16 protein-coding genes are annotated in these 17307 nt (G+C 63.7%); 12 read left to right on the top strand and 4 right to left on the bottom strand.

Translation table 11 applies throughout. The annotated features are described in order from the left end of the window. Nucleotides 1–8: 8 nt before the first annotated feature. The 8 genes from LNV08_RS13055 to LNV08_RS13020 all read left to right on the top strand — a co-directional run bounded on the left by LNV08_RS13055 (nt 9) and on the right by LNV08_RS13020 (nt 8773). Nucleotides 9–1421 carry a DUF3472 domain-containing protein gene (locus LNV08_RS13055; RefSeq protein ID WP_263534152.1) on the top strand — a complete coding sequence of 471 codons (1413 nt, stop codon included), beginning with the start codon at nt 9–11 and terminating at the stop codon, nt 1419–1421. 12 nt (nt 1422–1433) lie between these two features. Continuing rightward, a complete protein-coding gene (locus tag LNV08_RS13050; RefSeq protein ID WP_263534151.1) occupies nt 1434–2006 on the top strand; it encodes a PEP-CTERM sorting domain-containing protein in 573 nt (190 codons plus the stop codon). 76 nt (nt 2007–2082) lie between these two features. Continuing rightward, complete coding sequence (locus tag LNV08_RS13045; protein WP_263534150.1) at nt 2083–2367, top strand: hypothetical protein; 285 nt, start codon at nt 2083–2085, stop codon at nt 2365–2367. Nucleotides 2368–2389: 22 nt separating this feature from the next. Beyond that, the gene (locus LNV08_RS13040; RefSeq protein WP_263534149.1) at nt 2390–3751 is read left to right on the top strand and encodes a Gfo/Idh/MocA family protein; all 1362 of its coding nucleotides are present in this window, start codon (nt 2390–2392) and stop codon (nt 3749–3751) included. Further along, the gene (locus tag LNV08_RS13035) at nt 3735–5579 is read left to right on the top strand and encodes a glycoside hydrolase family 35 protein (RefSeq protein WP_263534148.1); all 1845 of its coding nucleotides are present in this window, start codon (nt 3735–3737) and stop codon (nt 5577–5579) included. The genes LNV08_RS13040 and LNV08_RS13035 overlap by 17 nt, the downstream gene beginning before the upstream one ends. A gap of 89 nt (nt 5580–5668) precedes the next feature. Continuing rightward, the gene (locus tag LNV08_RS13030; protein WP_263534147.1) at nt 5669–6367 is read left to right on the top strand and encodes a substrate-binding periplasmic protein; all 699 of its coding nucleotides are present in this window, start codon (nt 5669–5671) and stop codon (nt 6365–6367) included. A gap of 149 nt (nt 6368–6516) precedes the next feature. Next, nucleotides 6517–6726, top strand: a complete 210-nt coding sequence (locus LNV08_RS13025; protein ID WP_263534146.1) for a hypothetical protein — start codon at nt 6517–6519, stop codon at nt 6724–6726. A 55-nt stretch (nt 6727–6781) separates the two neighbouring features. Then, nucleotides 6782–8773 (top strand): hypothetical protein, encoded by a 1992-nt coding sequence (locus LNV08_RS13020; protein ID WP_263534145.1) that lies wholly within the window; start codon nt 6782–6784, stop codon nt 8771–8773. 3 nt (nt 8774–8776) lie between these two features. Here LNV08_RS13020 and LNV08_RS13015 read toward each other — a convergent pair whose 3' ends face one another. Then, the gene (locus tag LNV08_RS13015) at nt 8777–10180 is read right to left on the bottom strand and encodes an acyl-CoA thioester hydrolase/BAAT C-terminal domain-containing protein (protein WP_263534144.1); all 1404 of its coding nucleotides are present in this window, start codon (nt 10178–10180) and stop codon (nt 8777–8779) included. A gap of 115 nt (nt 10181–10295) precedes the next feature. Continuing rightward, nucleotides 10296–11195 carry a LysR family transcriptional regulator gene (locus LNV08_RS13010; RefSeq protein ID WP_263534143.1) on the bottom strand — a complete coding sequence of 300 codons (900 nt, stop codon included), beginning with the start codon at nt 11193–11195 and terminating at the stop codon, nt 10296–10298. 90 nt (nt 11196–11285) lie between these two features. On the opposite strand from LNV08_RS13010, the gene LNV08_RS13005 reads away from it, so the two are divergent. Then, nucleotides 11286–11462: a DUF1127 domain-containing protein gene (locus LNV08_RS13005; RefSeq protein ID WP_263534142.1), complete on the top strand. Its 177-nt coding sequence runs from the start codon at nt 11286–11288 to the stop codon at nt 11460–11462. Between the two features lie 57 nt (nt 11463–11519). Continuing rightward, nucleotides 11520–13040: an AMP nucleosidase gene (locus LNV08_RS13000; RefSeq protein WP_263534141.1), complete on the top strand. Its 1521-nt coding sequence runs from the start codon at nt 11520–11522 to the stop codon at nt 13038–13040. Between the two features lie 110 nt (nt 13041–13150). Here LNV08_RS13000 and LNV08_RS12995 read toward each other — a convergent pair whose 3' ends face one another. Further along, the gene (locus LNV08_RS12995) at nt 13151–14029 is read right to left on the bottom strand and encodes a DoxX family protein (RefSeq protein WP_263534140.1); all 879 of its coding nucleotides are present in this window, start codon (nt 14027–14029) and stop codon (nt 13151–13153) included. Between the two features lie 90 nt (nt 14030–14119). Continuing rightward, complete coding sequence (locus LNV08_RS12990; protein ID WP_263534139.1) at nt 14120–15022, bottom strand: LysR family transcriptional regulator; 903 nt, start codon at nt 15020–15022, stop codon at nt 14120–14122. A 344-nt stretch (nt 15023–15366) separates the two neighbouring features. Here LNV08_RS12990 and LNV08_RS12985 point away from each other — a divergent pair, with 344 nt between their 5' ends. Both LNV08_RS12985 and LNV08_RS12980 read left to right on the top strand, forming a co-directional pair. Further along, nucleotides 15367–16569 (top strand): GGDEF domain-containing protein, encoded by a 1203-nt coding sequence (locus LNV08_RS12985; protein WP_263534138.1) that lies wholly within the window; start codon nt 15367–15369, stop codon nt 16567–16569. A 94-nt stretch (nt 16570–16663) separates the two neighbouring features. Continuing rightward, on the top strand, nt 16664–17305 hold the full coding sequence (locus LNV08_RS12980; RefSeq protein WP_263534137.1) for a GNAT family N-acetyltransferase: 642 nt from the start codon (nt 16664–16666) through the stop codon (nt 17303–17305). Nucleotides 17306–17307: the final 2 nt, after the last annotated feature.

Genomic DNA, 17307 nt, shown 5'->3' with positions numbered 1-17307 from the left:
GCCAGCCCATGCCTCAGCATCAAGCAATCGAACCCCTCAAGCCCATACAGACCAGACAGCCGATCTCTGCTGCGCGGAAATTCACCTTCAGCGCCCTGTTGCTGCTGTCGCTCGCAGCCTGTGGCGGCGGCAACGTCGCTGAAGCCGAGGCGCCTGCGCTGGCAGCGCCTGCAGCCGCCGCTGGCCCGACAGCGCATGCCTTGGCGGCCCCGACCGCAGCGCCCGTCAAAGCCCGCTCACCGCTGGTCGCCCTGGGCGGCAATGCCTACATCACCGCAGCCGGCCCCGACACGACAGAGTGGATCTCGAATGAAGAAGGCCTGATGGACTGGACCGACCCGGCCACGGTGATCAGCACTTATGTGCGCGTCGCGCAGCCGGGCAAGTTCAATATCGTGCTCAAGGGCAGTGCGCCGGCTGGCGGCGTGAGCACGCTGCGCATCACGGCGCTGGGCAAGAGTTTTACCCAGCGCCTGAATGCTGGCACAGGGCAAGTCACCAGCTTAGCCACCGTGGACGTGGCCCAGGCCGGCTACGTCAAGATCGATGTGCAAGGGCTCAAGCGCACCGGAGCAGCGTTCGGCAACTTGACCGCGATCGAGCTAAGCGGCACGGCCGCCACCGGCCTGCAATATGCCAACGCGCCGGACGACTACTACTGGTCGCGCCGTGGCCCCTCGGTACATCTGTCCTACGCCGTGCCGGCCAATACCGAGTACGCCTATAGCGAGTTGCAAATCCCCGTCGGCGAAGACCCGATCGGCTCCTATTTCATGGCCAATGGCTTCGGCCAGGGCTATATGGGCATACAGGTGAACGGGCCAGACGAGCGCCGCGTGCTGTTCTCGGTCTGGGACCCGGACGGTGGCGGCAAAACCACCTTGGTCAAGAAAGGCCAGGACGTTGTCGTCAATGACTTTGGCGGCGAAGGCACAGGCGGCCAGTCCTACCTGCTCTACCCCTGGGTGGCCGGCAATACCTATAAGTTCATCACCCGCGTGCGGCCCGACGGCCAAGGTGCCAGCCTGTACTCGGCCTGGTTTTTTGCGCCCGAACACGGCCAATGGCATTTCATTGCGACCTGGACGCGGCCTAACATCAATACTTGGCTGACCGACTTCTATGCCTTCGCCGAGAACTTCGACGGGGACTTTGGTTGGCGAGAACGCAAGATGTTGCATGGCCAGCAATGGGCGGTCAACAAAGACGGCAGCTGGAAAGAGCTGAACCGCGCCCGCTTCACGGTCGACGCGACCGGCGACAACAAGCAGCGCCTGGACTATGCCGGTGGCGTCGACGCCAGCGGCAAGTTCTTCTTACGCAATGGCGGCTTCTTCAATGAAACGGTGACGGCGGGCCAGTACTTCACACGCCCGCTGACCGGCGCCAAGCCCGACGTTCGACTCGACACCCTGCCTTGAACTGAGATGCCCATGATGAAGAAATACCTGTCTCGCTGGAGCTTGGCGCTTGCCGCTGCAGCGTCCATCGCCATGCCCGCAAGCGCCGAAGTGCTGACGCTTGATGTCAGCGGCATCAATAGCCAGGACGTGATCGGCTCGGCCGCCAACACCGTCCTGAACGTCAATCTCGGCGCGCTGGCTCATATCAACAGCCTCAGCTGGCAAGTCAATCTGGAGGCCTACAACCCGAGTTGGCTGTCGGACTTGCAGCTGAGCCTGAGTGGCTCACAGACGAGCAGCGCCGGCCTGCTGTTTGCGCCCGGTGCCGGCAGCGACTTTGCCGGCAGCCTGTCCTTTACCGGCTCGATTGATTTGCTCGATCAAGGCTTGGACTTCAGCGTCGGCGCCGATGGCGTGCTGCGACTGGAATTCAGCGAAGCGGCGTCGGATGGCCTGAGCCCCGACGGACGCTGGCAGTCTGGCCGGCTCGCCATAGACTGGACGGCCGCCGCTGTGCCAGAGCCGGCCAGTTATGCTTTGCTGGGCTTGGGGCTTTTGCTGCTGGGCAAGCGGCTGCGGCGGGATCGCCCGGCCATTCTCTAAGCACTTGTTTTTGCCGATGCAGCGAAAAAGAGATTCAGACCCGAAACAGAATGATCAGCTCAGGGCGGGCAGTCCTGTGACGCCCATCAAGCTACGCATAGCTTCGGGCGCGTTTGGCGGCTTGGCGCTGTTCATATTGCTGCTGTTATGGGCTTCGCGCCAAACGCTGAGCCTGCACGGTGGCCTGTTCTGGATTGGCGCGAGTCTGAACTTCCTTATATTCGCTCTGGAACCAGCGCGGCTGTTCGGCCCGGCCTTCGGGGAGCGAATGCAGCAAAAGCCCTTGACCGCAGCGTTGAATGCCGTGACCACCTTGCTATGGCTCTTGGCCGGCCTGGCTTGGTTGTTGGCCCAATTTTGAAATCCATTACCGACCTAGCACCATGAACTTGAACCGCAGAAACTTTGTCTTGTCCTCCGGCGCCGCTGGAGCGAGCTTGGGCTTGCTGAAGAACGCGTCCGCAGCCGCCCGCCCGCGCCTGCGCGTAGGCCTGATCGGCACCGGCATGCGGGGTCAGGTCTTGCTGAAGGAGCTGCTGCGCCGCGACGACGTGGAGGTGGTGGCGCTTTGCGATATCGAGCCCGTCATGTTGGGCCGCGCCTTGGCGATGGCCGAAAAGTACAAACGCCCCAAGCCGCAGACCTTTGGCGAGGGCGGTGACAAGCTGGCCTATTTGCAATTGCTGGCGATGAAGGACCTGGACGCGGTCATCATCGCCACGCCCTGGGAGCTGCATGCGGCGATGTCCATCGCGGCGATGGAGGCAAAGGTCGCGGTCGGCTGCGAGGTCGTCGCTGGCATCACGCTGCAAGATCACTGGGATGTCTTGCGCACCCAGCAGCGCACCGGCACGCCCTATATGTTGTTGGAGAACGTCTGCTACCGGCGCGATGTGATGGCGGTGTTGCAGATGGTGCGCGCACAGATGTTCGGCGAGCTGGTGCATCTGCAAGGCGGCTATCAGCATGATCTGCGCGCGGTGAAGTTCAATTCCGGTGACCCGACCAAGCCCTATGGCGGCGGCGTCGAGTTTGGAGACAAGGGCTGGTCGGAGGCGCGCTGGCGCACGCAACATGCGGTCGATCGCAATGGCGAGCTCTACCCCAGCCATGGCATCGGCCCCTGCGCGATGTATACCAATATCCACCGTGGCAACCGCTTCACGCATATCAATGCCTTCGCCAGCAAGGCGCGCGGTCTGCACGACTTTGTCTCCAACAAAATGGGCAAGCCTGAGCACCCCTCGGCCAAGGTCAATTTCAAGCTCGGCGACATCGTCACCACCACCTTGGCCTGCGAGAACGGCGAGACGATTCTCTTGCAGCATGACACCTCGCTGCCGCGCCCTTACTCGCTGGGCTTCCGGGTGCAGGGCACGAACGGCCTGTGGATGGACCTGAACCACTCGGTGCATATCGAGGGCATCAGCAAGCCGCATGAATGGGAGGACTTCCAGGCCTACCAGGACAAATTCGAGCATCCGCTGTGGAAGAAGCATGCGGCCACTGCAGCCGAGGCCGGCCACGGTGGCATGGACTGGTTTGTCGTCAATGCCTTTATCGAAGCGCTCAAAGCCGACGCGCCCATGCCCATCGACGTCTACGACGCGGTGGCCTGGAGTGCCATCACGCCGTTGTCCGAGCAGTCGATTGCCGAGGGCTTCAAAACCCTCCCCTTCCCGGACTTCACCGAAGGGCAGTGGAAGACGCGCAAGCCGATCTTCGCCTTTGGCGACAAATACTGAGTCGGCCGGCGGCATGCGGCCACGCTTGTTCAAGAGCTGCCTGATCGCTGGGCTGCTGGCCGTGAGCGCGGCTCAGGCCGCGGCCGCCAGCTTCACGCTGGGTCGCGACGACTTTTTGCTCAACGGCCAGCCCATGCAGGTGATCGGCTGCGAGATGCACCCGGCGCGCATCCCGCCCGAATATTGGCAGCATCGCCTGCAAATGGCCCGCGCGATGGGCTGCAACACGGTGCCCATCTATCTGTTCTGGAGCCATCACGAGCCGGTCGAGGGCAAGTTTGATTTCAAGACCGGCAGCCGCCATATCGCCCGTTTCGTGAAGCTGGCGCAAGCCGAGGGGCTGCTGGTCTTGCTGCGCCCCGGGCCCTATGTCTGCGGCGAATGGGATCTGGGCGGTCTGCCGCCCTATTTGCTCAAGCATGCCGACATAGGCCTGCGCGGCATGGACCCGCGCTATATGCAGGCGGTGCGACGTTATGTGCGGGCGGTGGCGAAGGAGTTGGCGCCTCTGCAAATCACACGCGGCGGGCCGATTGCCATGCTGCAGGTCGAGAACGAATACGGCAGCTATGCCAATGACCGCGCCTATTTGAAGGAACTGGCGGCGCTGTGGCGCTCGAACGGTATCGAGGTGCCCTTCTACACGGCCGACGGCCCGACGCCGCATATGTTGGCGGCCGGCAGCCTGCCCGGCGCCGCGGTCGGCCTGGACTCGGGCAGCGAGGCCGCGCATTTCGAGTTAGCCCAGCAGATCAATCCCGGCGTGCCGGTGTTCAGCAGCGAGACTTATCCCGGCTGGCTGACGCATTGGGGCGAGGACTGGGCGCGGCCCGGCAGCGAGGAATTGCTGGCCGACGTCACCTACCTGCTCAAGGCGGGCAAGTCCTTGAGCTTTTACGTCGCCCATGGCGGCACGAACTTCGGCTTCACCGCCGGCGCCAACTCGGGCGGCAAGGGCTATGAGCCCGACGTCACCAGCTATGACTACGATGCGCCCATCGATGAGCAGGGGCGGCCCAGGGACAAGTTCTTTCAGCTGCGCGACCTGATCGCGAAAGAGACCGGCCGCAAGCCGGCCAAGCTGCCCGCGCCGATTCCGACCATGACGCTGGCGCCTGTGCAGATGACAGCCTTTGCGTCGCTGTGGCAGGCGCTGCCCGCCCCGCGACAGGCTTCGCATCCCAAACCTTTTGAAGCGCTGGGGCATTACCAAGGCTTGATGCTTTACAGCACCCGCCTGATTGGCGCGCGCAGCGGCAAGCTGGTGCTGAATGGCCTGCATGACCTGGCCAGCGTCTATCTGGACGGCCAATTGATTGGCCACTTGGACAGGCGCTTGGGCGAGAACAGCCTGGAACTGCCGGCCACCGAGACCGCTGAACCCTTGCTGGAAATCATGGTCGAGGCGATGGGCCGCATCAACTTCGGCCCGGCCTTGATCGACCGCAAGGGTCTGACCGAGCGCGTCACGCTGGCCGGCATGACCTTGATGAACTGGCAGATGCATCCGCTGCCGCTGCACGAAGACTGGGTGCAAACGCTTCAAACGCTGCCCGAGGCAAGACTTGACCCCAGGCCGGGCCGCTTCTTCAAGGCCAGCGTCTCTATCGAGCAGCCGGCCGACACCTTTCTCGACCTGAGCCAGTTTGGCAAGGGCATGGTCTGGGTCAACGGCCACAATCTGGGCCGCTTTTGGCAGCTCGGCCCGCAGCAGCGCCTCTATCTGCCCGCGCCCTGGCTGCGCCGGGGCAGCAACGAGATCATCGTCTTGGACCTGCGCAGCAACGCGGGCGGCGCGATCAGCGGGCATAGCGCCATGAAGCCTTAACTCCAACAGGCGGGCGGCTATCATGCCCTTGGCGATTTCTCGCTCTGGGGGGTCCGATGCGCGGCATGGCGGTTTTAGTGACCGGACTTTTGTTTCTAGCAGTTGCGCAAGCCGTGGGCAGCTCGCGGCCGACTTTGCGGGTCATCGTCGACAGCAGCACCGAAATGCCTTGGGCACAGCTGCAGGCGGATCAGGTGATGGCCGGCCTGCACCTTGACCTGGGACTGGCCTTGGCCGAGCAACTCGGGCGTGAGGCGCAGTTCCTGGTGCTGCCCCGCAAACGCATTGCCGCCGCTCTGACGCAAGGCCAGGGCGACATCGTTTGTGCGCTGCGGCCGCAGTGGTTTGCTGGCCCGTTCGACTGGAGTCAGCCGCTGCTGCCGGAAGCTGAGCTGATTCTGAGCGCTGCCCGCGCAAAGCGCCCGCGCACATTGACCGATTTGAGCGGGCTGACGATTGGCACCGTCAATGGTTTTGTCTACCCCGAACTTGATCAGGCGCTGGGCAGCGGATTTGTCCGCGAGGATGCGCCCAACGCAGGCGCCAATCTGCGCAAGCTCAATCAAGGCCGCATGGACTATGCCGTCAGCAATCAGCGCTATGCGGAATTCCAGCGCCGGCAAGGTGTGCTGAGCCTGGCCCTGCATCCGGACTTTGTGCTCTCGCGCCACGCCGGTTCCTGTGCCCTGTCCCGCCGTAGCGAGGTGAAGCTGGAGCAGCTGAACCAGGCCATCACCGCCTTGGAGAAAAGCGGCGCGCTCAGCCGCATGGCCGCCGCCTACCGCTGAGCGCGCCGCTCCGTTCATCGCTGCCAAGCCCATTTCACGCAGCCAGGCCCGCGCTTCGTCGCCTGCTTCTAGCGCCGCGTGCGGGCTTTGCAGACACTGCAGACATTGCAACAGAGGAGTAGCCCTCTCAACACCAAGGAGCCGCAGCCATGAACACCCGCCAGCCCACCCAGCTTTTGACCACCTGCTTGACCGCCCTCGGCGCCATTGCCGCATCGGCCGTACTCGGCATGAATCTGGCTGCGCAGGCCGATCAGGCCGCCAGCCCTCAGCAGGTGGAACAGCGGCAGGCGCGTGAGCTGACAGCCCAGACAAACGAGCTGCCCAAGGTGCTGATTGAAGGCCGCCGTCAGGTCTAACCCGGCTAGAAAGCTGTTCGCTGACAAGTAATATCGCCACCTCAAAAGGGGTGGTATGGCGAACATTTCAGATAAGCCGGCAGCGATCCGGCGGCATGCACTGGGCTTGGCACTGCTGGCGCAGGTTTTGATCCTAACGGCTTGCGGCGGCGGTGGTGGTGGCGGCGATAGCCCGCCGCCGGCGCCCGATCCGGCCCCATTGCCGGTGCCGCCCCTGAGCGCCGAATGCCTGCCCGGGTCGGTGGCAAAGTTGGCGCAAGACGGCGCAGCGTTGCCGGGTGCTAACACCGAGATTGCCCTGCTTGCGTGCAGTGGCAAAACCCTCAAGGCGCTGAGCTGGCGACAGACTGCCGGCAGCGCGCTGAACCTGCTCTCGGCGCGCTCGCAGGCCATCACGCTGCAGCCCGCCCCAGGCGAGACCTACCGCTTCGAGCTGAGCTACCAAGATGGCCAAGGCGGCAACTTCAGCCACAGCCTGCAAGTGCAGGCCGGTGCGGCACCCAGTACCGACGCATTGACGCTGCGCGGTGAGCCCTCGGTGATGGCCGGTGGCAAGACTTCGGTGCGCGCCACCCACGCCAAGCTCAGCGACATCGACTGGGAGACGGCCACCGTGCATTGGACTCAGCTGGCTGGCCCGACCGTGAACCTGGGCGAGACCAACACGCGCCGCGTGGTGTTCACCGCGCCGGCCACGGCAGCAGACACCATGCTGCGCCTGCAGGCCAACATCACCCTGGCCAGCGGCGCCAAGCTCAGCGGGCAATTCAATTTGCTGCTGCAAGCGCCGCCGGCAGACGCGCCGGCAGACGCGCTGTTTGGCGCCAAAGACCCGGCCAGCCGCGTCTACCCTTATCTGGCGCAAGGGCCCCACGCGACAGCGCTGGACGAGTGCATCTACAACCCGCGCCTAAGCAATGCCAATCTGTGTACCTTGGGCAAGCTGCCCCTGCTGGGCCAGGCCACCGGTGGCCAAGTGCCGACGGTCGAGCAGGTGATGCAGCGCGTGCTGGTGTCCAACGACTGGATGGGCGAGGTGTTCGAGCGCTTCTTGCGCGAGCAAGACCCCTACGGGGACTACCGCCGCATGTTGGCCAGCGTCACGGCCATCGTCATAGGCGGGCGGGTGCGGCCGGCGTTTTACTGGAGCGCCACCGGCGCCATTTATCTCGACGCCAGCAGCCTGTGGCTCACGCCCGAACAACGCGACACGGTCAGCGAGTCACCCGACCCGCGCAGCAATAACGGCGTGCTGCTTGGATACGCTACGCCTTGGCGTTATGTGAAAGACAACCAGCATGCCTACAACAGCCTGGCCCGCGAGCCCCGGCTGAGCCGGCCCTTGAGCGAGGTGGTCTACGCGCTGGGCAGCTTGCTCTATCACGAGCTGACCCACGCGGCCGACTTCATGCCGCCGCACCTGCACGCCACGCTGCCCACCGACAAGCGCGTCTACCAAGCCGGCCCGGCGCGCGGCCTCTCGCAAAGCCTGTACGAGCAGTTCCCGTTTTACTCAAGCGAGCTGCAGGGCTTGGCCAAGGTGCTGTCCTTTGGCGCCACGCCGAGCGCGCTGCAGATCGCCTACACCCCAGCCGACATCGTCCACTTCTTCAGCGCAGACCGCGTCAACGACGACTACGCCTACTCGGTGCCCGAGGGCCAGGGCTTCTCGCGCGAGGACGCGGCCATGCTTGCGGAAGAAGCCATGATGCAGCTGCGCTATGGCGTGCTGCGCGACTATGCGGTGACCAACAAGCTACTGGACGGCGCCCTCAGCGCCGATCTGAGCGTCAGCTGGGGCCAGCGCGGGCGCATCGGCGAGGCGGCGATCAAGCCGCGCGCCAAGCTGGTTTTGGCCGAAGCGCTGCCCTGGGTCGATATGGGCCTGGTCGACACGCTGGCGCCGCCCTTGCTGCTGCGCGCCGGGCAGACCTGGGGTGCCAACTTGGATCAGGCCGCCCTGGCCGCCGGCAAGGCACGGCCGCTGTCGGCCCAGCAGCGCCTGAATGAGAAGGAACAAACGACGCGCGAGCTGCGTTCGCGCTGAGCCTTAGCGCGACAGCTCACTGGTGAGCATGGGCTTGGCCAGATATTGGTGCAAAAAGGCCAGCATCTGCGGCCAGGCATCGGCCTGTGCTCGCGCATCAAGGGCCGGGCTGCCGCCCAGCTTCATAGGGCCGAGGTTGTGGCCGGTCGTCGGCGCCCAGCCGCTGGCCGACAGCCCGTGGCCGGCGCCGGGGTAGATCAGGCTGGTGGTGGGCAGGCCCAGCGCCTTGCGACTGGCCTCGATATTGCGGGCCATGCCGGCCGAGTCCCACATCTGATCATCGCCGCCGGCAATCATCAACAAGGGGCCAGCATAGTTCTCGACCGGGATGCGCGCCGCCGCCAGCCGCTCGGGGTGGGCCACCCGGCCCTGGTCCATGGGCCGGCGGATATGCACACCTGTGCCGCTGGCGAAGCCGGCCATCTCCTCAGCCATGCCCTTGTAGGGCTGCCAGGCCAGCGGCTTGCCCTTCCAGGCAAAGGACGAGTGCGTATCCGCCTGCGGCACGCCCATGCCCCAACCTTCCCAGACCACATCGCTGGGCACATAGGCAACGACGGCGCGTATCCAGTCCATGCGCGCGGCTGCGGCCAAGGCGAATTCCGCACCCTTGGAGACGCCGTAAACGGCGATGCGCTCGGCGTCGACCTCGGGCTGGCGGGCCAGCCATTCGCGCGCCTGGTTCAGGCGCTCAAGCTCGATGTCGGCGAAGGAGCTGGGCAGACTCGGCAGCTCGGCCGGCTCCATGCCCTGTGCGCCCCAAGTCGGCGGCGAATAGTAGGGCAAGCCCAGCACCGCATAGCCCTGCGAGGCCAGCAGTGGCGCGGTCGTGCGGGCAGCAATCGAGCCGCCTTCCGAGCCGCCCAGCACGATGATGGCGCCACGCTTGTGCGCTCCCGGCCCTAGGCAAAAGCGGGCACCGGGAAAGTCGGCCACCGGCCGGCTCTGCACCTCGGGCGCGAACGGCCGCAGCACGAGCTTCTTCTCCACCAGCAAGCGCTCACCGGCAAAGGCTTGCAGCCAGACTTCGCCTTGCTGCTTGGGGTCCAGCGGCGGCAAGGCGGCCGACGGCGCGGTCAGCTGCATGGACCAAAACAGCCCGCGCACATCAGCGCCGCTGTAGCTTCCCCTGTCGGGCGCTTGGGCTGCCAAGTCCAGCTCGCCAGCGGCATTGCTGGTGAACCAGGCTTGAGCTTGATGAGGCTGCTGCGGGCCCATACCACGCGCCAGCCGGCTGCTGACAATGCGTATCGAAGTCAGCGGTGGCAGCTCACTCAGGCGCAGGCTCAAGGCCGTGCCCTCCACGACCTCGGCGGCCGGGCTGACGTGAATCTGCTGGGCCAAGGCCGGCAGGCTGAGGGACAAAGCGACTGCGGTCACGATGCATGTGATTTTGAAGTTAGCCATTGGGAGCACCTGCTGAGTGAATCGAGTCTTCACTGTAGGAAGGCGCACCGCAATTGGCCGGCGCCAAGCGACGAATCAACCGAGCGAGCGACGAATCGCCATCCCGACACCCAACTCAAGCTTGCGCAAACTCGCGCAACATTTCCAGCACCGGCAGCGCCGCCGGCGCCATCAGCGCTGGCTCCGGGTAGACCAGCACCAACTCGCGCGTCATCGCAGGCAGCAGCGGGCGCAGCTGCATGCGCTCGTGCAGCGACAGCACCTGCGGCGCATCAAACGTGTCCTGCGGCATCACCGAAGCGCCATAGCCGGCCACCACCATGCTCTTGATGGCCTCGGTGTAATTGAGCTCGATGCGGGTCACCGGATTGAAGCCGGCCTGGCCGAACCAGGCCATGGTGTGGCGGTACATCTGCGTCGAACTCTCGTTCAGGATCAAGGGCTTGTCGGCCAACCAGGCGGGCGTGACTTCGTCCGGCGCATCCCAGTCCGGCGGCAGATAAGCCAGCACAGGGTCGCTGCGCCAGGGCTCGCTTTGTTGGCCATGGTCGGGCGGCAGCGGCAGGGTCACCAGGCCCAGATCCTGGCGGCCCTCGCGCAGCGCCGCCAAGGTGTGATGGGTGCCCAGCACTGCCACCTCGACCTCGATCTCCGGGTGAACTTCTTTCAAGCGCGCCAAGACCTGGGGCAGCAGATAGACCAGCACGCCGGTCTGCGTGGCCAACCTCACCTTGCCGGCCCGCCCGCGCGCATGGCGAGCGACCAGCTCGATGGCGGCTTCCGCATCGCGCAGCAAGGCCCTGCCGCGCTGCACCAAGACCTGGCCTGCCGAGGTCAGCTGCGCGCCGCGCTTGCCGCGCAGCAGCAGCGTGGCATCCAAGCGCGACTCCAACTCGCTGATGTGCAGGCTGACGGTAGGGGCCGCCAGATGCAAGGCCTGCGCGGCGGCCGCAAAAGTGCCCAGATCGGCAATCGCCACCAAGGTGCGCAGCTGGTCCAAGTTCAATGCTCGCATCAGATTTTCTGAATTCAATATTCAGATGATTCAACTTTTCAAACCATACCTCAAATCGGAAGATGCACAACAAGACAACGGAGCAAGACCATGCAAAACCTCAAAAACACCTTCCCCCTTCTGCAATGCCTGTACGCAGCTTGGCTGCAGCGGCGTCGCAATGCGCGCATGCGGGCCGAGCTGCTGGGTCTTGAGGGCCGCGAATTGGCGGATCTCGGCGTGGGGCGGGGCGAGCTGGAATTTCTTCTTCTGCACAAAGGCGACTGAAGTCGCCAAATCGTCGCGGGCGGCACTCACAATCGGCTCAAGACAAGGAGCCAAATAATGAGTTTCAGCCCGCCGTTTTTTGCCCCCATGCAGTACCACGACGCCGCCGCCGCGCTGGCGCAAGCCCAGCAGATCTATGCCACCAGCGTCCAGCATTTGCGCGCCGCCCTGCAGCGCTTTGTGGCCGGCGAAGAATTGCCCAAGGTGCGGGCCTGCTATCCCTTTGTGCGCCTGCGCCTGCGATCCAACAACCATGCCGCGCCGCCCGATTCGCGCTTGGCCTTCGGCTTTGTGGACGGCATTGGCAGCTATGAAACCACGCTGACCCGGCCCGATCTTTTCGCCGATTACAACCTGCGGCAATTCCAATTGCTGCTGGACAACCATGGCGAAGCGCTGGAGGTGGGCAGCAGCAACCAACCGATTCCACTGCACTTTGCGCTGGGCGAGCAAGAGCATTTCGAAGGTTGCTTGACGCCAGAGCGCCGCCGACTGCTGCGCGATCTGTTCGACCTGCCCGACCTGGCCGCGATGGACGACGGCATCGCCAATGGCACACAAGAACTCAGCGCCGGCGCCGCCCAGCCTTTGTCGCTCTTCACCGCGCCCAGGGTCGACTATTCGCTGCACCGACTGCGCCACTACACCGGCACCAGGGCCGAGTTTTTTCAGAACTTCGTGCTGTTCACCAACTACGCTTTTTACATCGACGAGTTCGTGCGCATGGGGCGGGAGCTGATGCAGCGCGCCCCCGACCCTGCCCAGCCGCATGAGCTGGACGACTGCATCGCCTTTGTTGAACCAGGTAATTTGTTAACTCGGCGCATCGGCTTGAGCGCCGAGGCCGAGGATGCGCTCGGCGCGGCTTTGCCGCGTCTGCCGCAGATGCCCGCCTACCACCTGATCCGACGCGACCACAGCGGCATCACCATGGTCAATATCGGTGTCGGCCCGGCCAATGCCAAGACCATGAGCGACCATGTGGCGGTCTTGCGCCCGCATGCCTGGTTGATGCTGGGCCACTGCGCCGGCCTGCGGACCAGCCAGCAGCTGGGCGACTATGTGCTGGCGCATGCCTATGTGCGCGAGGATCATGTGCTGGACGAAGAGCTGCCGCTGTGGGTGCCTATCCCGCCGCTGGCCGAGATTCAAGTCGCTCTGGAGCAGGCCGTGGCCGACGTGACCCAGCTCAGCGGCTTCGAGCTCAAGCGCGTCTTGCGCACCGGTACCGTCGCCTCGACCGACAACCGCAACTGGGAGCTACTCCCCAACGACCGCCACGGCGGCCCCGAGCGCCGCTTCAGCCAGACGCGTGCGATCGCGCTGGACATGGAAAGCGCCACCATCGCCGCCAACGGTTTTCGCTTCCGCGTGCCCTATGGCACCTTGCTCTGCGTCAGCGACAAGCCGCTGCACGGCGAGATCAAACTGCCCGGCATGGCCGACCAGTTTTACCGCGCCCGCGTTGACCAGCATCTGCGCATCGGCCTGCGCACGGTCGAGTTGCTGCGCGCCGGGCCCTTGAGCCAGTTACACAGCCGCAAGTTGAGAAGTTTTGCGGAGGTGGCGTTTCAGTAAAGCGCATTGCACGGATAAAGCCCTGCTGGACATTGCGCTCCGCTGGCCCAATCGTCCAATGGAATTTTGGTCAGTTTCGTGCCCGTCGCAGTCACTGGGCAAGCCCCAATTCAAGTCCCAGAAGCCTGTTGGGCGATTGTTGGTGTTGATGGCCGGTGACGCAGCTTTGCGAACTTAGGCCAGGCGAACGGTGCGGCGCGGTTATCCCATGACGTTGCCACCAGGCAGGTAATGAGCAGCAAGCTGTATTCCCAACCCCAACCCTCCGGGGCCCACTTCAGTTCGCCAGGGGAGACGATAAAGAAGCCCGATTGCCAATGGAACCAGACTATGCCCACGGAATAGAAGCAAATCAGCACCAGACTGATCGGAAAGACCATCAGGCGCAGTGCAATTAAGACCGTACCAATGGTTTCAACCAAGTTCACACCAATGATGATTTGCAGCCCGAACGGAAAGCCCTTTTCGGTCAAGATGCCACCCAGGACGTTGCTGTGCCCGGTCAATAGACGATGGGCGCCGTGCATGAAGATGCATATGCAAAGTATGAGTCGCATTGCATCCATACCCAAGCGCGCGTACTTGGCTGGGAGGCGGTCAGCGAGCCCTTCGCACACAACTGCAAATAGAGCCCCGCAGAGCATCAAGCTCAGTTCCCAGCCGTTGTCGCTCGGGCCAATGATCCAGAAACCAATGTGCCGATGAAAAAGCAGAATGCTGGCCAGATACAAGCCGATGAACAGCGACCCAATCGGCACCACGAACAGGCGCGACGCCAGCAACAGCGAACCGACCACTTCGAATGAACTGATCAACTGCGCCAGCAAAGCGCCCATGGGGAAGCCAAGCGTGTTCAAGTACTGGCCTAACACTGGGTTAGCGCTCCATAGGCGATCAAAGCCATGGGTGAAGATCATGGCGCAAAGGACCAGGCGCAGCAGGTCAGTGCCGGCCCTTTTGGGTGAATAGAATTGTTTGGCGATCTGCATGGGGTGCTCCTTCAGTGCAGGCACTTTAGGGGAGCAGGAGCATGAAATCAACGCATGGCTCAGCATGGTGATCATGCAAACCCGGAATACTTAATCGCGTCGAAACTGGGTCACACCATGGATAGACTGGAATAGCACTGAGTGCACCAGATTTCGAAACCATTGGTGGGCCGGGTCATGCTGGCTACGCGCATGCCACAACAACCAGTAGCGATAGATGTGCGCGTCTATGGGCAGCGCCTTCCAAACAATCGGTGCCTGGCGCGCAAAGACTACCGCCACATGTTCGGGTATGGTGAGCAGTAGGTCATTGGTCGCCAGCAGGCGTAGCGCCGTGCTGTAAAAGGGCACGCTCAAGCGTACCTGCCGCGCCAAACCGGCCTGAGCCAAGTGATGGTCGATAAAACTTATCTTGTCACCCCCACCGCCAATGTCGAGGTGGTCGGCTGCGGCATAGGCATGTAGCGACAGTGCTTGGTCTGCCAGCGGATGGTTGGCACGCATGGCGCACACGGGGCGGTCCTCGCCCAAGGCGCGCCCGTGAAGGTTCTCCGGCAGCGCGTCTGCGATGGTGGGGACGAGATCAACGCCTTCGTCAGCCAGCAGTCGGTAGTGGCCCGACTCCCACATATGAAACATCACCCGCACGCCGGGCGCCTGTTGACTGAGCAGGGCCATCACGTCGGGTAGCATATTGTCGGCAATGTAGTCGGAGCCGGAAATGGCGAACCGCCGTGTGCACTCGGCCGGGTCAAAAAGTGGCCCTTCCATCAAGGCCGCCATGTCGACCAGCATTGCCTTGAGTGGTGCGCGCAACGACACGGCGCGTGCCGTCAGGATATAGCGCTGGCCTTCACGAATGAGCAGCGGGTCGCGCAATTGATCCCGCAACTGCACCAATTGCCGACTCACAGCAGACTGGGTCATGCCTAGCAAGCGTCCCGCTGCCGTGAGGTTACGTGTTTCCAGCAGTACGTCGAGCGTACGCAGCAAGTTCAGATTGAAGGACTGAAGCGAAATAGATTCTCTCTATGCAGTACAGGGCCGCTGGAGGTTAGCATTTTTGCCAACAAACACCTAGCTCAGCTTCGCTGGTTGTAAGGCCGGCCGGGAAAGATCCACTTTCGAAGCGAAAGCGGCTGCTTCGAGCACTTTGCTACCGCCGCCCCCAAGACGACAAGCAAACAGGCTCCGCGTAAATTCTTCAATCTGAGGTCTACCCCACCCCATGCCGCTGAATCACTTTGTCTCTTTATTGGATTCAGATTCTTGACGCAAGCCCAGCTCGCGCTGCCAATCCGGATAGAGAATGGCATGTCTCCCCCGAGTGAGCCGCCATGCAATTCGACAACCCGACTCTGTTCAATCTGGCGCTGCTGCAGGCGCTGTCTTCGACCGCCCTGCTCTTGCTGCTGATGGGCTGGCGGCCCAGCCCTGCGGCCGAGCGAGGACATGCATTCATGGGCTTGCAAGCCTTGGGCTGGCTGCTGCTGGCCGGTGCTAACTTGGGCCATGAGCGGCTTTGGCTGAGCTTGGCGATGGCGGCCTTCAGCGCCAGCTTGAGCGCTTTATGGTGGGCGCTGCAGCGTTGGTTGAAGCCCCACCCGGGTCGGGCCCTGGCCCTACTGGCGCCGCTGCTGATGCCTTTGATCTACGGCCTGCAGTTTGAGGACCTGGGGTTTCGGGCCGCCTGGGCGCTGTATTGGCTGTCGCTGCAACTCGGCCTGCTGGTCTTGTGTCTGGTGTTGCCGAACAAAAGCGCAGAGCTGCATGACATCCTGTCCAAAGCGCCGCCCGAGGCCGGGCCCAGCTCGGATACGCGCCGCTGGCGCTCGGTCTTGCTGGCCGGCGTCCTGCCGCTGCTGATGGTGTGCCTGTGGCGGGCCAGCAGCGCCGCTTTCGGGGCCGGGCCGAGCAGCTTGATGGCGCCCGGCGCGGCCAATAGCGCTTTGGCCTTGGCAGTGCTCTGGGGCTTGGGGATGGCGGCACTGGCCATCGTGCTGGCGTGGCGCGGTGAGGCCGAAGCCGAATTGGCGCATTTGGCACAGACCGATAGGCTGACGGGCCTCAGTGACAACCGCGCCTTTGCGGCGCGCTCGGTGGACATGATCTCGGCTGCGCGCCGCCATCAGGAAGAGCTCGCCCTGATGCTGCTGGAGATCGACAACTTCAAAGCCATCGAGGCGGAACATGGCGCGGCCGGCGCCGAGCGCGCCTTGGCGCTGTTCAGCAGCTGCGTGCAAGCGCAGATGCGCCTGGGCGACTTGGCCGGCCGCATCGGTGCGGAGAATTTTGGCCTGCTGATGGACCGCTGCGAGTTGCAAGGCCCGCAGGCGATGGACCAGCGCCTGCGCAATGCGCTGAACGCCCGCGCGCAAGCGGAGCTGGGCTACACGCTGAACTTCAGCGCGGGGTGGGCCAAGCTGCGCCATGGTGACCGCAATATCGATGATTTGATGCGGCGCGCCGAGACCGCCTTGTACGAGGCCAAGCGCGGCGGCCATGGCCAGTTGCAGGCCGAGCCTGGTTTAGAAACTTAGAACTTGTCCGGCTGGCACGCGGCTTGCATTAGGGTTAACAGCAGCATCGTCCACGAGACGGCGCTGGGTTTCCTCATGCAAAGGTCTCGAAACAATGCTCACGTCCGCCAACCAATCGGTTTTCTCTACGCTGGCACCCAGCCGGCGCAATTTTGAGGCCCATGCCGCCGCAGGCCAACACGCTCAAACCCAAGCACCGACCGGCATACGCAAGCTGAGCAGCCACGACTTGCAATGGTTGCCGGCCTTGGCCGACTTGCTGATCGACGGCGTGCACAGAGGCGCAAGCCTGGGTTTTTTGGCCCCCTTGTCGCGCTACGCGGCGATGGAGTATTGGCAGGGCGTATTTGCCCGCCTGGGGCCTCATCACAATCTGTGGATCGCTTGCGCGGCGTCTGAGTCCCATGTCGGAGAGCAACTCTTGGGCGCGGTGCAACTGTCTTTGTGCCCGCGCCTGAACGCGCACCACCGTGGTGAAGTGCAGGGCTTGATGGTGCACAGCCGCGCGCGTGGCCGGGGCGTGGCCAGCCAGTTGATGGCCCGCTTGGAATGCGTGGCGGCATCGCAGGCCCGCACGCTCTTGGTCTTGAAGGCGCCGTCGGCCTCGCAGGCCGAAGCGGTCTGTGTGCATCTGGACTGGCAGCGCGCCGGTGAAATCCCCGACTACAACGCCAGCGCCGACGGCAATTTGCAGGACGCGACGCTTTACTTCAAGCGCCTCAAGGCGCTGCGCTGAAC

The organism is Paucibacter sp. TC2R-5 (genome assembly GCF_025717605.1).
GTDB lineage: Bacteria > Pseudomonadota > Gammaproteobacteria > Burkholderiales > Burkholderiaceae_C > Paucibacter_A > Paucibacter_A albus.
This window is presented reverse-complemented; position numbering and strand designations above follow the sequence as displayed.